At 55.1% G+C, this 14,464-nt stretch carries 13 protein-coding genes and 1 pseudogene; 4 read left to right on the top strand and 10 right to left on the bottom strand.

Annotated elements, in window-relative coordinates; translation table 11 throughout:
* Positions 1–133: 133 nt before the first annotated feature.
* Together HMPREF1224_RS42190 and tnpC are read left to right on the top strand one after the other, a co-directional pair.
* Positions 134–3,148: a Tn3 family transposase gene (locus tag HMPREF1224_RS42190; protein WP_003111042.1), complete on the top strand. Its 3,015-nt coding sequence runs from the start codon at positions 134–136 to the stop codon at positions 3,146–3,148.
* A complete protein-coding gene (gene tnpC, locus HMPREF1224_RS0112550) occupies positions 3,145–3,507 on the top strand; it encodes a Tn3 family transposase post-transcriptional regulator TnpC (RefSeq protein WP_003111043.1) in 363 nt (120 codons plus the stop codon). The genes HMPREF1224_RS42190 and tnpC overlap by 4 nt, the downstream gene beginning before the upstream one ends.
* Positions 3,508–3,686: 179 nt before the next feature.
* On the opposite strand, the gene HMPREF1224_RS0112545 is transcribed toward tnpC, so the two are convergent.
* The 7 genes from HMPREF1224_RS0112545 to HMPREF1224_RS42165 form a co-directional block, all read right to left on the bottom strand.
* Positions 3,687–4,151, bottom strand: coding sequence for a GNAT family N-acetyltransferase (locus HMPREF1224_RS0112545; RefSeq protein WP_003111044.1), 465 nt, complete (start codon positions 4,149–4,151; stop codon positions 3,687–3,689).
* Positions 4,152–4,158: 7 nt separating this feature from the next.
* Entirely contained in the window at positions 4,159–5,064 is a 906-nt protein-coding gene (locus HMPREF1224_RS42185; RefSeq protein ID WP_003111045.1) for an EamA family transporter, read from the bottom strand.
* On the bottom strand, positions 5,061–5,789 hold the full coding sequence (locus HMPREF1224_RS42180) for a hypothetical protein (RefSeq protein WP_003111046.1): 729 nt from the start codon (positions 5,787–5,789) through the stop codon (positions 5,061–5,063). Before HMPREF1224_RS42180 ends, HMPREF1224_RS42185 begins: the two co-directional genes overlap by 4 nt.
* 15 nt (positions 5,790–5,804) lie before the next feature.
* The gene (locus HMPREF1224_RS44955; RefSeq protein WP_003111047.1) at positions 5,805–7,214 is read right to left on the bottom strand and encodes a saccharopine dehydrogenase NADP-binding domain-containing protein; all 1,410 of its coding nucleotides are present in this window, start codon (positions 7,212–7,214) and stop codon (positions 5,805–5,807) included.
* A 411-nt stretch (positions 7,215–7,625) separates the two neighbouring features.
* Positions 7,626–8,942 (bottom strand): three-Cys-motif partner protein TcmP, encoded by a 1,317-nt coding sequence (locus HMPREF1224_RS42175; RefSeq protein ID WP_003111048.1) that lies wholly within the window; start codon positions 8,940–8,942, stop codon positions 7,626–7,628.
* 21 nt (positions 8,943–8,963) lie between these two features.
* Positions 8,964–9,707, bottom strand: a complete 744-nt coding sequence (locus tag HMPREF1224_RS42170; RefSeq protein WP_003111049.1) for a DUF5131 family protein — start codon at positions 9,705–9,707, stop codon at positions 8,964–8,966.
* Between the two features lie 29 nt (positions 9,708–9,736).
* Positions 9,737–10,783, bottom strand: a complete 1,047-nt coding sequence (locus tag HMPREF1224_RS42165; RefSeq protein ID WP_077488341.1) for a site-specific integrase — start codon at positions 10,781–10,783, stop codon at positions 9,737–9,739.
* A gap of 105 nt (positions 10,784–10,888) precedes the next feature.
* Between HMPREF1224_RS42165 and HMPREF1224_RS42160 the strand changes: the two genes are divergently transcribed.
* The gene (locus tag HMPREF1224_RS42160; protein ID WP_010794184.1) at positions 10,889–11,890 is read left to right on the top strand and encodes a DNA-binding protein; all 1,002 of its coding nucleotides are present in this window, start codon (positions 10,889–10,891) and stop codon (positions 11,888–11,890) included.
* A 38-nt stretch (positions 11,891–11,928) separates the two neighbouring features.
* Positions 11,929–12,150: a BPSL0761 family protein gene (locus HMPREF1224_RS42155; RefSeq protein ID WP_010792965.1), complete on the top strand. Its 222-nt coding sequence runs from the start codon at positions 11,929–11,931 to the stop codon at positions 12,148–12,150.
* A gap of 32 nt (positions 12,151–12,182) precedes the next feature.
* Here the strand turns inward: HMPREF1224_RS42155 and HMPREF1224_RS42150 are convergent, their stop codons facing one another.
* The 3 genes and pseudogenes from HMPREF1224_RS42150 to HMPREF1224_RS42140 form a co-directional block, all read right to left on the bottom strand.
* A complete protein-coding gene (locus tag HMPREF1224_RS42150) occupies positions 12,183–12,485 on the bottom strand; it encodes a hypothetical protein (RefSeq protein ID WP_010794183.1) in 303 nt (100 codons plus the stop codon).
* 223 nt (positions 12,486–12,708) lie between these two features.
* Positions 12,709–13,161, bottom strand: a pseudogene (locus tag HMPREF1224_RS42145) (FAD-dependent oxidoreductase); the annotation flags it as partial.
* 186 nt (positions 13,162–13,347) lie between these two features.
* Positions 13,348–14,415 carry an acyltransferase family protein gene (locus HMPREF1224_RS42140; RefSeq protein WP_003160261.1) on the bottom strand — a complete coding sequence of 356 codons (1,068 nt, stop codon included), beginning with the start codon at positions 14,413–14,415 and terminating at the stop codon, positions 13,348–13,350.
* Positions 14,416–14,464: the final 49 nt, after the last annotated feature.

Here is a 14,464-nt window from a genome sequence, read left to right as displayed (position 1 = left end):
TCATGCCGAGATAAGGGGAAAATTCATTCATTTGGAATGTAAGCCATTGCTCTGAAAGGCTTTCTATCCGGCAAGCGCTGGCTTGCACCTCATGGTCTATCTTTTCCGTCTGGTTCAAGGAAAGGAGTGACACATGGCATCCCTCGAACGTACCGCCTACCCTGTTTTGTCGCGCTCCTATTCGAGGGCCGAGCTTCAGCGTGAATTCAGCTTCTCCGAGGAAGAAGTCACGTGGGTCAAAAGTCGCTCTAATGCAGCATTCCGACTGAATCTCGCTGTTCTGTTCAAGACTTTTCAGGTACTCCGATACTTTCCAGAAATCGCTGAAGTGCCGGAGCCAGTTGTCGATTTCATCCGCACACAAATAGGTCTACGCAGCAAGGTTGCGCTATCACCCTACAAGTGGATGCAGCTTTACCGCCATATGAGTGCCGTTCGGGAAAAACTTGGGGTTCGACCGTTCTACGGCTCGGATGGTCAAGACATAGCATCCACGCATGCACAGTTGATGGCTCCCCTCCTCGAACAGCGCGCTGACATTATTAATGCGATCATTGACGAGTTGCTGCGCCAAAACTACGAGCTGCCCGCCTATTCGACCTTGAATGACCTAGCAGAAGCCGCTCGTGCAGAAGCACAAGAGAAAATCTTCAACCTTGTGGTAGCCAGAGCTCCAATCAAGGTGATCTATAAGCTAAGGGATCTTCTCGACACGGACTTCGGGCGTCGGCAGAGTGACTTCAACACACTCAAACAGGCACCCAAGAAACCCTCGCGCAAGCATCTGGAGGTACTGATCGACCACCTAGCCTGGCTAGAGAGTTTCGGGAAACTGGATGCCATTTTTGATGGGATCGTCGATACGAAAATTCGCCACTTTGCTGCCCAAGCTGCGGCGTCGGATGTATCTGAACTGAAGGACTGCTCGCTGCCGAAGCGTTACACGCTGATGCTTGCTTTGATCTACCGTATGCGGGTGCGAACCCGAGATCACCTGGCCGAGATGTTCATCCGAAGAATCTCCACGATCCACAAACGCGCCAAGGAGGAGCTGGAGCAAATCCAGGCACGTCAACGTCAGAAGTTGGAACAACTGGCGGCCACCCTGGACGGCGTGGTGCAGATTCTGGTTCAAGAGCCGGATGACCAGGAGGCTGGTAGCCTGATTCGAGAATACCTCTCCCCCGATGGCAACATGGATCGGTTGCGAGAGGTTTGTGCTGAAGTTCAGGCCACAGGAGGTAATAACTACTTGCCGCTGATCTGGAGGCACTTCAAGTCCCATCGTTCACTGCTGTTTCGCCTCAGCCACCTTCTCCAGTTGGAGCCCACCACCCAGGATCGCTCACTTATCCAGGCGCTTCAGCTCATTCAGGACAGTGAGAATCTGCACCGTGAATGGATCGATGAGCATGTCGACTTGTCGTTTGCATCAGATCGCTGGGTGAAGATCGTGCGTCGCCCTACCAGTGAAGGGCCGCCTACCAACCGACGTTATCTGGAGGTCTGCGTGTTCTCCTACCTGGCCAGTGAACTGCGCTCGGGTGATCTGTGCGTGCAGGGATCGGAATCCTTCGCCGACTACCGTAAACAGTTGCTGCCTTGGGAAGAGTGTCTCCAGCGGCTACCGGCATACTGCGAGAAGGTGGGCCTTCCTACCACAGCGAAGGAGTTTGTCGCCTCGCTCAAGAGCCAGTTGGAGGAAACCGCGCAACAGTTAGATGACAAGTTCCCTTCCTGTCGAGGGGATGTGTCGATCAACGATGCAGGCGAGCCGGTACTGCGGCGGGTGATGGCGCGGGACATCCCGCCTTCAGCCATCTCGCTACAGACGGCGCTTATGCAGCGTATGCCAGCCAGGCACGTGCTGGACATTATGGCCAACATTGAGCACTGGATTCAGTTCACGCGGCATTTCGGACCGATGTCCGGCAACGAGCCAAAGCTCAAAGAGCCGGCCGAGCGCTACCTGATGACGATCTTCGCCATGGGCTGCAATCTCGGTCCCAGCCAGGCCGCGCGGCATCTGGCCGGTAATGTCACACCGCATATGCTGTCCTATACCAATCGCCGCCACCTCTCGCTGGAGAAACTGGACAAGGCTAATCGCGAGTTGGTGGAGCTCTATCTGCAACTTGACCTGCCCAAGCTTTGGGGCGATGGCAAAGCAGTGGCCGCAGACGGTACCCAGTTCGACTTCTATGACGACAACCTACTGGCCGGCTACCACTTCCGCTATCGCAAGATGGGGGCCGTGGCGTACCGACACGTGGCCAACAACTACATTGCAGTGTTCCAGCACTTCATCCCGCCAGGCATCTGGGAGGCGATCTATGTGATAGAGGGACTGCTCAAAGTCAGCCTTAGCGTCGAGCCCGATACGGTCTACTCCGACACCCAGGGCCAGTCGGCCACAGTATTCGCCTTCACTCATCTCCTGGGTATCAATCTGATGCCGCGTATCCGCAACTGGCGCGACCTAGTGATGTGCCGACCGGATCGAGGCGTATCGTACAAGCACATAAACCGACTGTTCACCGACACTGCCGACTGGCACCTGATCGAAACTCACTGGCAGGATCTGATGCAGATTGCGCTGTCGATCCAGGCCGGCAAGATTTCCTCGCCCATGCTGCTACGTAAACTTGGCTCTTACAGCCGGCGCAACAAGCTCTACCTCGCAGCACAGACGCTGGGCAGTGTTATCCGCACGATTTTCCTGCTCAATTGGATTGGCAGCCGAGAGCTGCGCCAGGAGGTCACTGCGAACACCAACAAGATCGAGTCCTACAACGGCTTCTCCAAGTGGCTCTCTTTCGGCGGCGATGTAATTGCCGAAAACGATCCGGACGAGCAGCAGAAACGTCTGCGTTACAACGACATGGTGGCTTCGTCGGTGATTCTGCAGAACACCGTGGACATGATGCGCATCTTGCAGAAACTAGCCCGCGAAGGGTGGCAGTTTACCGATGAGGACGTGTCCTTTCTTAGCCCCTACCTGACCAGTAACGTCAAGCGTTTCGGCGAGTTCAACCTTAAGCTCAACCGACCGCCGGAGCCCTGGATCAAGGATTCGGTATTCCAACAGGCTGCCGGCTCGTTGCGAGTCAACTCGACCAGTAAGGCCGCGGCCGAGGAGGCAATATGATCGAGATTGCGTCAGCGTCTTTTCGAGTCACACCCTACGGTGAGGTGGACATCGCAGCACTGGACAGAATGCGAGCCGGATTCGATACATCCCAACTTCTACGGCTAGTTGAAGGTCTGGATGCATGCCTCTCGGAAATGGGTGGTATCACCGCCTTGCGTGACGAACTGCTGAAATTGCACGCAATGGCACTGACTATCGTCGAGGGGACTGCCCCGGCTGCACCCACCGAGAACGCGTGTATCTGGGCTGAAGCAGAATCTGTGCAGTTGGGCCTAGAAGCGCTGGCGACGTGGATTCGCTCCGCTCAGGGCTTCCTAACTCCCTTGACCAGTCTTGAGCCTGAGCATCAGCAGTAGCTCGTTAAACCGTATCAAGCCGAGCCGGAATCAGCCCGGCTTGATCAGTGACCTAGCGATTCGGTAGCCGCTGAGCGATCACGACAAAGAAACGCCGGCATTGCCCGAACGTCGACCAGTTCAGCAGCCAATTTGACAAGGGGCTGCGTAATCATAGGTACCACTCAAAATGTATATCTTTACTTGAGACTATGACTCATCATAACGAATCGCTCGCGAAATTCGAAACCTGACTTCTTATAAAAGCTTACTGCTTTAGGATTATTTTCGTCCACTTCTAGATGAACTATTGCGGCACCTTGAGACTTCAAGAAGGACTTGACCTTTTCTAGAATCTCACTGCCAAATCCCTGTCCTCGGCACTGTTCATCGATATAAAATTCATCAATCCAGACCTCAATCCCCCTGAACTCGATACTGTAGCAATTGCAAGTAGCAATATATCCAATCTGCTTGCTGCCAAGACAAATAATCCAAACGTTGCCCTTTTCTGAAGATGACAAGAGAGGGCGAAGTGCAGCCAGCCTGTCTTCGTCAGTCATCTCAATACCATCGTATAGGTGGTATTTTTTCATTAGCTCCACGAGTAAGAGCTCATCATCTATTGAGGCTGAGATCAACTTGATATTTGAATTTTTGCTCATGGCATCTTCAGATCTTGGTCATCATTATTACGCCGGCAACGATTACGACTATGGCGCTCATGCGCTTATATGCGTCCGACGAGCTAAAGTTTTCGCTGAGTATCTTTGGGTTAACTATTGCTAGCCAATGACTTAAGGCTAGCACATATACCGGGTGAAGACTGACCAAAACCGAGACCACCGCAACGTTTCCACCAGCAGATAATGCGCCAATAAAAAGCGCGTATCCACCGGCGTCGAAGAGATTGCTCAGCGCATACACCGCCCAGCCCTTTGGTGGCATTTCGGAGACATCCTTTGCGATGGAATGGCGCCATTTCGGAACCAGCAGCATCAGAGTCCCGCCAAGACCGTAGCCTGCATAGTTAAACATAAGAACCGAGGGCAGGCTGTGACTCAGGAGCAGGTGATCGTATAGTAGCGTAGCCACCGCCCCAAAAACTGCTGAACCTATTAGAAGCAATACTGCTGATAAACTTATCGAGCCTGGTCTCCCTTTGCCGATTGCCACAGCAAAGTAAACCCCGACAAAAACCAAGGCAATGCCGAGCAGCTCAATCCCTGTTGGCGAATAACCAAGCAAGAGGATCGATACGACAAGCACCAGCAAAGGAGTTAACTGATGAAGCGCAATCGCAGTAGAGATATCGACCGACTTCAGCGGCATTGCGTATAGGAAATACATTCCAAAAATGCATAATCCTGACAGCAGGTTCAGAAGCGCTGAGGTTGTGTCAAAGTCAGATGGTGTAAAGAGAAGAAAAATCAGCGCAGAATAAAGAAGATTTCCAATGCTCAGGAGAAATATAAATGTAGTCCAGTGATTCGCATGATGGATCACTGCCAGCTTGTCCAGGATATTTGAAAGGCTCCACAGCAGTGGAGCCATAAGTGCCATAACTAACCAGGTCATTTTCCTCGAAGTACCTCTAATATGGTATCGCGACTATCCTTCAATAAAACATGAGAAAAGTCGTCGGTGTCATGGTCAAATATAAAGGTTCGCTGATAGTCGAAGCTCTCTGAAGTTTCGAATTCCACAATCTTGTCTAGAATCGCCTCAACCTCATCAAAGCGATGAGAGTGATTAAGGCGAAGAATTTTCATTGCATTACCGTAATGGGCTGCCTCATCACGGGCAGCATATCTAATCCAGGTTGAAAGAGACTCGTTTTCAAACGAGTCAAAGAAGCTTACATCTTGCTTGTAGGCTCTTGTGCTGGTCACTTCATCAAATGCGATAGAGAGAAGAATTGTGAATTCATCCTTCATGAAGTCTTCGATATGAGAAAAGTCCGGAGAGTTCGATCTAATCTCGCGATCAATCATGTCTTCCGGCATGGAGTAAAGTACGCTATTAATCTTTCTCAGTCCGCGATAATGATTTTGCTCATCGAGATGCCACAGGCATACGAACTCGATAAATTCATTGCTAAATTGAATGTCGCGACGGCCAAACAAGTAGCGCAAGAAGTTTATTGAATCAAATTCAGAGCTCATGTCATGCCAAAAGAAAGGCCGACGCTCCTCGAGCTTTGAGGGATTCGACTTTATCTGTTCAATTGACAAACCCTTCAGCAACTCCAGGGATGACCATTCGTAGCTTTTAAGACCAATACCCGACTTAACATTTGACACTTGAACGCTCCTTGTTCAGAGGACAAAATTTGAGAACAGCCAGGGAGAGTCGCTATCTATGGCCGAAAAGGTGCCTGGGTTGTTTTTGGTAGGATTCCAGTCCGAATAAACCCCTTTTAGTTCGCCTAGATACTGTGAAATATAAGATAGTGCCACTTCATGATCCATGTCTTCGGCTTCAATTATTCCTGCCGACGGATGGCTCAGGATCCATAAGTAACCGGAAAGAACTCCGGCTGCTACCTGTAACGTTGTTGCAGTGTTGAGAGTGGCAAGTTCCTTGGCCTTTTCGATGCTTAAGATAGATCCATACCAATAACTAGATTTTTCGTGCCCCATAAGAAGAACACCGAGGTAATCAGAACCCGACAAGATATCACCAGGACGAAGTACTTTTGTCTTTTCTGGAGTCATGCAATCATTGCCGAACCATTCATGTACAGAGAGAATTGCTTCATCGCTTGGGCGATAGGCATAATGGACAGTTGGTCTATATGTCTCATCGGCAGTTCTGAGCGTCAAAAAGTCAGCAATTGAAATTGCCTCGTGATGAGTTACCAAATAACCTAAGCTAGGGCCGTTAAATGGCGTCCATGTCTTAACTCTAACAGAGGCCCCTGGCTTCTCAATATAGATTGCTGCTCCGCATCCATCTGTATGCATTGACGCATCCGTGGGTAGACTTCGCTCGTGACTTCCCCAGCCCAACTCTGCCGGTTGTTGCGACTCACTTATGAACCCATGCACTGACCAAGTATTTACGAACTCACCCCTCTCCCTAGATTTCTGAGAAATTTGCGAGTCGTACTCTGCGACATGGATTACTTTGACACCCAATCTTTGGCTTAGGATAGCCCACTGCTCTTTATTAGAGGGCTTTTTACAATCACCCAATATCTCTTCCGCTAAATCTAAAAGAGCACGTTTAACGAAGTGGGATACCAACCCAGGATTCGCGCCATGCGCCACGAGAGCCGTCACCCCTGAGCCTAGCCTCTTTTTCAGAGACAGCATTTGTTCTCTTAAGTGATAGTTAGTTCGCTTATGCAGTGGTATGGTTGGGTCATCATATCCGCCCTTCCACGGCTCAATGCATGTGTCTAAATAAAGAGCCCCTGCGGAGCGGCATAATTCTATCAGGGCAAGACTTGAGACATCGGTTGATAGATTTATTAGAACCGTCCCTTCACCAAGAATCGGCACAAGAATGTCGCGATAGTTGATTTGATCAATTGCAGAGTTGATAAATTTTAAGCCAAAACTGTTAGCAAAGTACTCAATAAGCGGTGGTGTTTTTGGATCGATCGCGTAGATTTCTAAAGTAGATAAGTCGTGAACCTTAGAAAGGAGAGGAAGGAAGGACTGGGCAATCGTTCCTAGTCCCACAAAGACAATTCGCTGGGGGGGATTAATTGAAAAATCCATTCAAGCATCCTTACTGTCTATTATGAAAATCTGTTTCCCTATGCCTGCATGTCTACTTTGAACTTGGCTGGCATGTCAAATTATTTTTCTGGATCGCCTATATTTTCTTTTTAAATCAAATACTTAATCGATAGTTAACTTCGGGGAGGGAGGTGCCAACTGGGCAGGTTTTAGTCAGCTCCGTGGCAAGTGACAATGATTTTCACTTGCACATCACGCACTATGCAGTTTTTGGGCTTGCCCGCTTGAAACTCCCTTCTTATCGCCGCACTCGTTGGAGCTTGCAATCAAGACTGGCAGCCAGGCCCAGAGAAGGGGCCAGGCCTTAACCGCAGTGGAGCGCTTGACCAGCGTTTCGGTCGACAAGGCCAGGATCAGATCTAACACTGTTGGCGGCAGCGGTGTTGATGGTCATGTGTCCCTGGACGTCTTCTTCTGTTGGGGAAAGAAGAAAAACGTCTTCTGCGGCGGCGCGATCAGGATATCGGTGGACTTGATGCTCGTGCCTTTGCGCCGCCTGCTCTTGCCTTCCTTGTCCACTGCCTGGATATCGCCGTTGGCCACCGCGACATCCAGGGCCAGCTTCACGCGACTTTCGTCTGCCATGGTGAAGTTGGTGAGCTCCGTCATGAGCTGGATGAAGGGACGACGCTCGACTTCGAATACCTGTTTGGGTAGCAGCTCGGACAGTTCCCCACGAATCCGGGTATCAGTCACTTGGTCGAACTGGTGTTCTCCTTCGCAGAGTAGGTCCGGCTGGCCGGTCACCCCCACATCCCGGTTAGCGTCGTAACCAAAGAAGCAGGACGGTGATAACAGGTGGGAGAAATTGTTGCCGTACTTCCAGTGTATGGCTTTCATCACGTCGTTGGCGCGGTAGCTGTTCGCCAGGTGGATGAACCAGTAGGCCATGGGGTTGGTGCCGTGTGGGCGAATGAAGAACACCGTCATGAACTGCGCGCCGCTTTCCTGCTTGATCCCGTCCGACAGATAGCGCTGGATCAGGTACTGCCAATCCTGGGAGCTATGTGCTTTTAAGTGCCGTAGCTGTTCCCAGGGGACATACTGTTCTAGACCGATACTGGCAATAGCCTTGCGGTTGGCGTGGCGGTCCGCTAAGTACGTGATTAGAAAGTCGACATTGAAGGTCAGCAGGACCTCAGCATTGCTGAGGTGCTGGAAGATCCATTTGATCTGGCCGAATGGCACGTCGCCGTAGCCGTACTGATCGAGCAGAAACAGAACGCGCTCGCTTTTTCCAAAGGCCTTGAGGCTTTGCGCAATGGCCGGAAGAGCTTTGGTGAACTCGGCGGTATGCAGGTGAATGTCCTGTCCAATGCGGGCCTGATGTCCGCGGCTGGCCAGGACGGCGTGCAAGCAAGCAGTATTCTTCGGCTTCACATCCACAAAGTGATGCTGCGAGCAGATCGGTCGATGCTTGATGCGCCCCACGTTGTTGCGCACTTCCGACTCCTGGATTGCTTCCAGGGCGATCACCGGGGAGCCGAAGTGGTGACCGCCTGCGCTGTCGTTATATATACCTCCACCGCTGAAGCCATCGACAATTGATAGGCCAAGCAGTGGCATTTGCTGATTCCGCATCAGGACATCGATGTAGGCCTGGATGTAGTCGTCGATGATCTGGTGCTTGATCTTGCTGTGTGGATCGATGGTGGGAAAGGTTTGGGTTGCCCAGTCCCAGCGGTACTTCTCGTCATCCTTGGCCATCGGGTCGTCCTTGTTTTGGTATCAGGCGAGGGTCAGCAGCGGAATTTCATCCCAGGTCTGGCCCTTCAGCAGCCGGCCATTAGCTTTCTTTGAACGCTTCACGCCATCGGAGCCCCAGCCGCCCCATTGTTTGAAAAAGAAAGCAGCGCCAAAGGCATCGCACTGGCGGTGGATGTTATCCACCCACTCCTGCTTCATTGGCCGGGCCTTGGCGCCGGACTCGCCGCCGACGATGACCCAATGGATGTCAGTCAGGTTCAGTTCACCCAAGTCTTCTAGTAAGGGTTCCGCGGAGAGGAAACGGATCGCGGCGTTGATGCCACGCAGGCAGTCGATTCTGGGCACGCCGTACTCCCGGTCCTCGACCGAGACCCCCAGCCAAGCGTTGGCCGGCGGTGTGCGCTGGCTGAAATAGTCGGCCAGGCGCTCGGCCCGCTTAGTGAGGATCTGGAAGGTGTGCTGTGAGGCCTGGTGGATAACCGCGAACACCTGGTCGATGTAGGTGTCCGGCACCTGCTCATGGAACAGGTCAGACATGGAATTGACAAAGTAGATGGTCGGCTTCTTGCGCTGCAGAGGCTCCTGCAGTTTCTCTGGGCGCAGGCTGAGGCGAAAGCCGTTCTCGTAGCCGGGCGTGCCCATGGCCTGCAAGCGACGCGCCATGTTCTCGGCATAGCAGTGTTTGCAGCCCGGCGACACCTTGGTGCAACCCACCACCGGGTTCCAGGTCATTTCCGTCCATTCGATGCTGGTCTGCGTACTCATTGCACCGTCACTCCTGTCGTGCGTCGATGTTAGTGAGAAGCTGGCACTTGAGTCAAAGTGCTGGCATTTAGTTCGAGAGCAGGCCTCGCAGCGAGGCCGCCAAAGGAGATGGCAGGGTCGATGTAGCGCATCGCCGATTTGATGTCCTTCCACCCCACGTAGGTCATTAACGCCTTAATGTCCCAGCCATTGGCCGTGGCCCAGGTGGCGAAGCCTCGACGCAATGAGTGGCTGGTATAAAGGTCAGCCTGGATCCCCGCACGCTGGAGTATCTGCCGCAGTAGGACGATCAGACTGCCAGGATTCAAGCCAGCCTCGTTCAAGTTGCCCCAACGGTCCAGCCGACGAAAAACCATCCCTCGAGCAATCCCTGCTGCACCGATCCAGTCGAGATAGGCCTGTACTGGGCACAGCCGCCTCAGCGCAGGTACGTAGTGAGTGGTGCCAAGGTTGTCCCGGTCACCCTTGCTCCAAGGCAAAAACAGCGTCATGCCAGCACCGGCTTCGGCTTGAATGTGCTCCACCTGCAAGCGGCACAGTTCATCGCTACGAAAGCCTCGCCAGAAGCCGATTAGTAGCAATGCCGTATCCCGCCGACAGCGCAAATATCCCGCCAGGTCTTCGGCTTGAAACAGACACATAGCCTCCTGCTCCAACCACTCAACCGCATGCTCCAGATGCTGTAATTGCAGCGGCGCGGCCTGCTTTGTCTGGCTCGGGTGCAGGGTGCGAATTCCCTTCAGTACCTGGTGTACGGTCGGGGTCTTGGTGGGATCGGGGAAGCCGTGCCTGATATGCCACTGCGCGAGGGCGGCGAGGCGCTGCTTTAGCGTGTTGAGGCTCAGCGTGTCGGCGTAGTCCACCAGGTAACGCACGATGGAGTCACTCGTGGCCGGCAAGAAGCCGCCCCAGGTCACCTCGAAATGTTCGACGGCCGACTGGTAGCTACGCCGGGTGTTTTCCCGCGTGCCGGCTTGCAGGTAGCGCTCGACGTCCTTCATCGCCCGTGCGTGCCCTTTGTGTACTGGGAAACGACCGCGAAGCAGCCGTTTTTGCCAATCATATTGAATAATCATCGGTTATTTTATCTGAAACAAGCCTTCAAATCCTGCTTTACTTCATGACAATTTAGTATGTAAATACATGGTATGTAATCCATTATGAAATCGTAGGAGCAGACCATGGCCCGCGGCGGCATCAACAAGGCACTGGTTCAGAAAGCCCGCCAGGCCATCCTGGCGCGGGGTGAGAATCCCAGCATCGACGCAATACGGGTCGAGCTGGGCAATACCGGCTCGAAAACCACCATCCATCGCTACCTGAAAGAACTCGAAGACGCCGACCGCGGCCGGAACGCGGCCGCATTGCCGCTCAGCGAGCAGCTGGCCAACCTGGTGGCCCAGTTGGCGGATCAGCTCAAGGAGGAAGCGCAGGCCGACGTGGCCCAGGAGCGCGAACAACTGGCACGGGAACGACTCGATTACCAGAACCAGATTCGGCAGGCCGAAAGCCGTATCCAGCAGCTGGAAGGTCAGCGCGCTGGGCTCACGGAGCAGTTCCAGGCTGCCCAGCAAGCACTGCTGCAGGAACAACAGCTGCGCCAACAGGCCGAGGTCGAGAATGCCCGCCTGCAGCAAGCCAACCACGACCAGGAAGCGCGCCTGCAAGACCGCGACGGGCAGATTCGCTCGCTGGAGGACAAGCATGAGCATGCCCGTGATGCCCTGGAGCACTATCGCCAGGCCAGCAAGGAGCAGCGTGAGCAAGAGCAGCGCCGGCACGAGTCGCAGGTACAACAATTGCAACTGGAACTGCGACAGCTACAGCAGACCCTGATCGTCAAGCAGGACGAGCTGACCCACCTGAACCGCGACAATGCGCGCCTGCTTGCCGAGGCGCGGCAGCAGCAGAAGGATCAGCATGCGCAGCAGAAGCTACTGACGCAGAAGGCTCAGGCTCTGGAGGTCGCCCAGAACACGCTGACCAGCATTGAACGTACGAATGAAGCCCTGGAGCAGCGCTGCCACGCTCTGCAGGATGAGGTGACCCGGCTTGGTGAAGCCTCCTCGATTCAGGCACAGCAAACCCAGAGCCTGCAGGAGCGTCTGGCTAAAGCCACCGCGCAACTGAAATTGCTCGGGCAGGCACCGCCCACGAGCAGCGGTGGCGCAAGTAGCTCATGATCCGGCACACTGAGGTCAGAAGCGGAGTGGAGGTTCAGATGACGCTACCCTACGAACGTACCCGCTCGGTGGTGCAGGCCCAGGAGTTTCTCGTCGAGCTCTCTCGTGACACCACCTTGTCGGAGTCCATCCGCAATGAGGCTCGGCGGCTGCTGTGTCACTACCCGAGCAAGGGCGACATGCTGCAGGCCGGCCGGAATGAGGAGCAAGCGGCGGGTTCGATTTTCGAGCCTGTCTTCAGCTCTTCGATTGAAGACTGAACGGCTACCACTCCTGATATCTGCGCTCAGGCTCAGCCATCGCCCCAGAATTCGTCACGCCGCACCAGGCCGAACTCATCCTTCGTGGAATCAGGCTCCTCGTCGAACATGGCGTTGACCATGCGCTCGCGACGTAGGCCGCTTAGTGTGCGGAAAAACCAAAGCTCGCAAAGATGAACCTTGTAGCGCTCGCCATCATGCTTGGAGCCATACCCCCAGTGTGCCTGAAGGGTTCCAAACTGTTGACCATAACCTTCAACGCTAGTGCTCTGGCGGCAAACATCACAGGTAATGTCTACGACCGTTTCAACCGGTTGAGCGGCAGTGTGCTCCATGATCAGTACCTCCTGCGACGGTTGAGGAAAGGGCCATCCAAAAGCCTCAAAGTCGTTTCTGCGCTACGAGCGGATCAAAAACGCTGTCGGCGGATGGGAATGGAGTTCGCAGCACAAGATAGAGGCGGGTGTGGTTAATGCGATCATCGCCCTAGGGCTTTCATGATCAAAAACAGCTACTTACAGACCAAATGAATGAATTTCCCCCTTATCTCGGCATGCCCCCCAGTTGCCGTGCGTCATAGGGCGCGGCGACCAACTGGTGGCCGCCCTCGGCGGCGCCCGGCGTGTCGCCATGCATGTCCGGGATGCCGTTGCCGTCGACGAACCGCAGGTGGGTGTGGCGCTCGAAGAAGGCCACCATGTGCGGGCAGGCTTCGAGGAAGGCGTCGATCCGCGCGGCGTCGTAACGCTCGCCCAGTTCGTGGCGCAGGTAGGTACGCGGTTGCTCGATGTCCTCCTCGATACCGGCGCGACGCGCCAGCGGGTTGCGCGGCAACCAGGCCCAGCCGCCGGACCAGGCGCTGGCGCCGCCGAACACCGGGTCCTTCTCCACCAGGACTACCCGGCGCCCGTGCCAGGCCGCGGTCACCGCCGCCGCCAGCCCGGCGGCGCCGGAGCCGACGACCAGCACGTCACAGGTTAGCGGGGTGGTCTCGACGGCCGCAGAGGTCATGGCTTCTCCCTTTTTCAATATTTCGGAACGATGTTCCATATTCTAGGGAGGCAATGCCCGCGTACCAACCCGCTCAGCGAAAGGAGCGGGCGATCATCGGCCAGGTCGAAGCGAGGTCGGCCGCCCGTTAGGGAAAAGGGAGACGGGAGGGGAAAGGCCCGGCGCAGGCGCACCGGGCCGAGGGCGTCAGCGCGCTTCGCCGCCGCCCTGGACCGCGGCGGTCTTCTTGCGCACCGGGAAGGGAAAGTAGAGGGCGCGCAGCAGCGCGACGCGCTTGATCACTTCGCCGATCAGCAGCGAGACGATCACCGAGATCACCAGGGCGACGCTGGCAGCGGCCGGTTCCGACAGGCCCAGGTGGACCAGCAGGTTGAAGGTCTTGTGCTGGATCTCGCCGTGGAAGATCAGCAGGATCAGGGTCGACTGGCCGATGTAGGTCATCGCCTTGCCCAGCCAGTCGATCTTCATCATCAGCCCGGACAGCGCCCAGCACAGGTAGACGCCGCTCACCGCCTGGACGGTGGCCCAGAACCAGTGGTCGTAGCGGCGCTGCGCCATGTCCACCACCGTCGGGTAGTAGAGGAAGCTGGCGGTGGTCACGGCAAGGGCGATGCACAGGGTCAGCAACGAACTCTGGTGGCGACGCAGGACGTCGCGCAGGACATAGCCGAACATGAAGTGGGCGCTGCTGATCAGGGTGATGTCCAGGCTGAACGGCAGGCCCGGCAGCAGGTACTGTTCGCCGCCGAACTCCACCGGGATCTGCCAGAACGTCTTGAGGAACAGGATGCCCAGGCCCAGTTGCACGGCCAGCAGCACGCAACTGGCGGCGAGGGACAGGCCGAGACGCTGGATGACGCGCAGCATGAACCAGGCGAACAGGGTCGCTACCCAGAAGTGCGGCAGGTACCAGAGCGCCTGCCAGGGCAGGGTGTCGACCGAGGCGTACAGCACTCCGCCGATGTCCGGCAGCAGCGGTTGGCCGCGCAGCAGGTCGCGGAGGATGACGTAGCCGAGCATGGTCACGAAGAACGGCTTGAGGAGGGCGTCGGCCTTGCGCAGGGCCATCTCGCCGAAGGGTTGCTCGGTCCTGAAGAACACCCCGGAAATGAAGAAGAACAGTGGCAGGATGAACGGAGAGAGCAACGGATAGAGCACGGTCGGCGAACTGGCGACGAACCAGCTGTGCCCGAAGACGATGATCAGGATGCCCACGCCGCGGGTCACATCCATCTGAATCCAGCGTTTTTTCACTTTGCAACTCCCGCTTGACGCGCTAACTCACAGTGGTTGTTCGAAGGCC

It is taken from the genome of Pseudomonas sp. P179 (genome assembly GCF_000478485.2).
Lineage (GTDB): Bacteria > Pseudomonadota > Gammaproteobacteria > Pseudomonadales > Pseudomonadaceae > Pseudomonas > Pseudomonas aeruginosa.
Note: the sequence above shows the minus strand (reverse complement) of the source record. Positions and strands in the feature narration are given on the sequence as shown.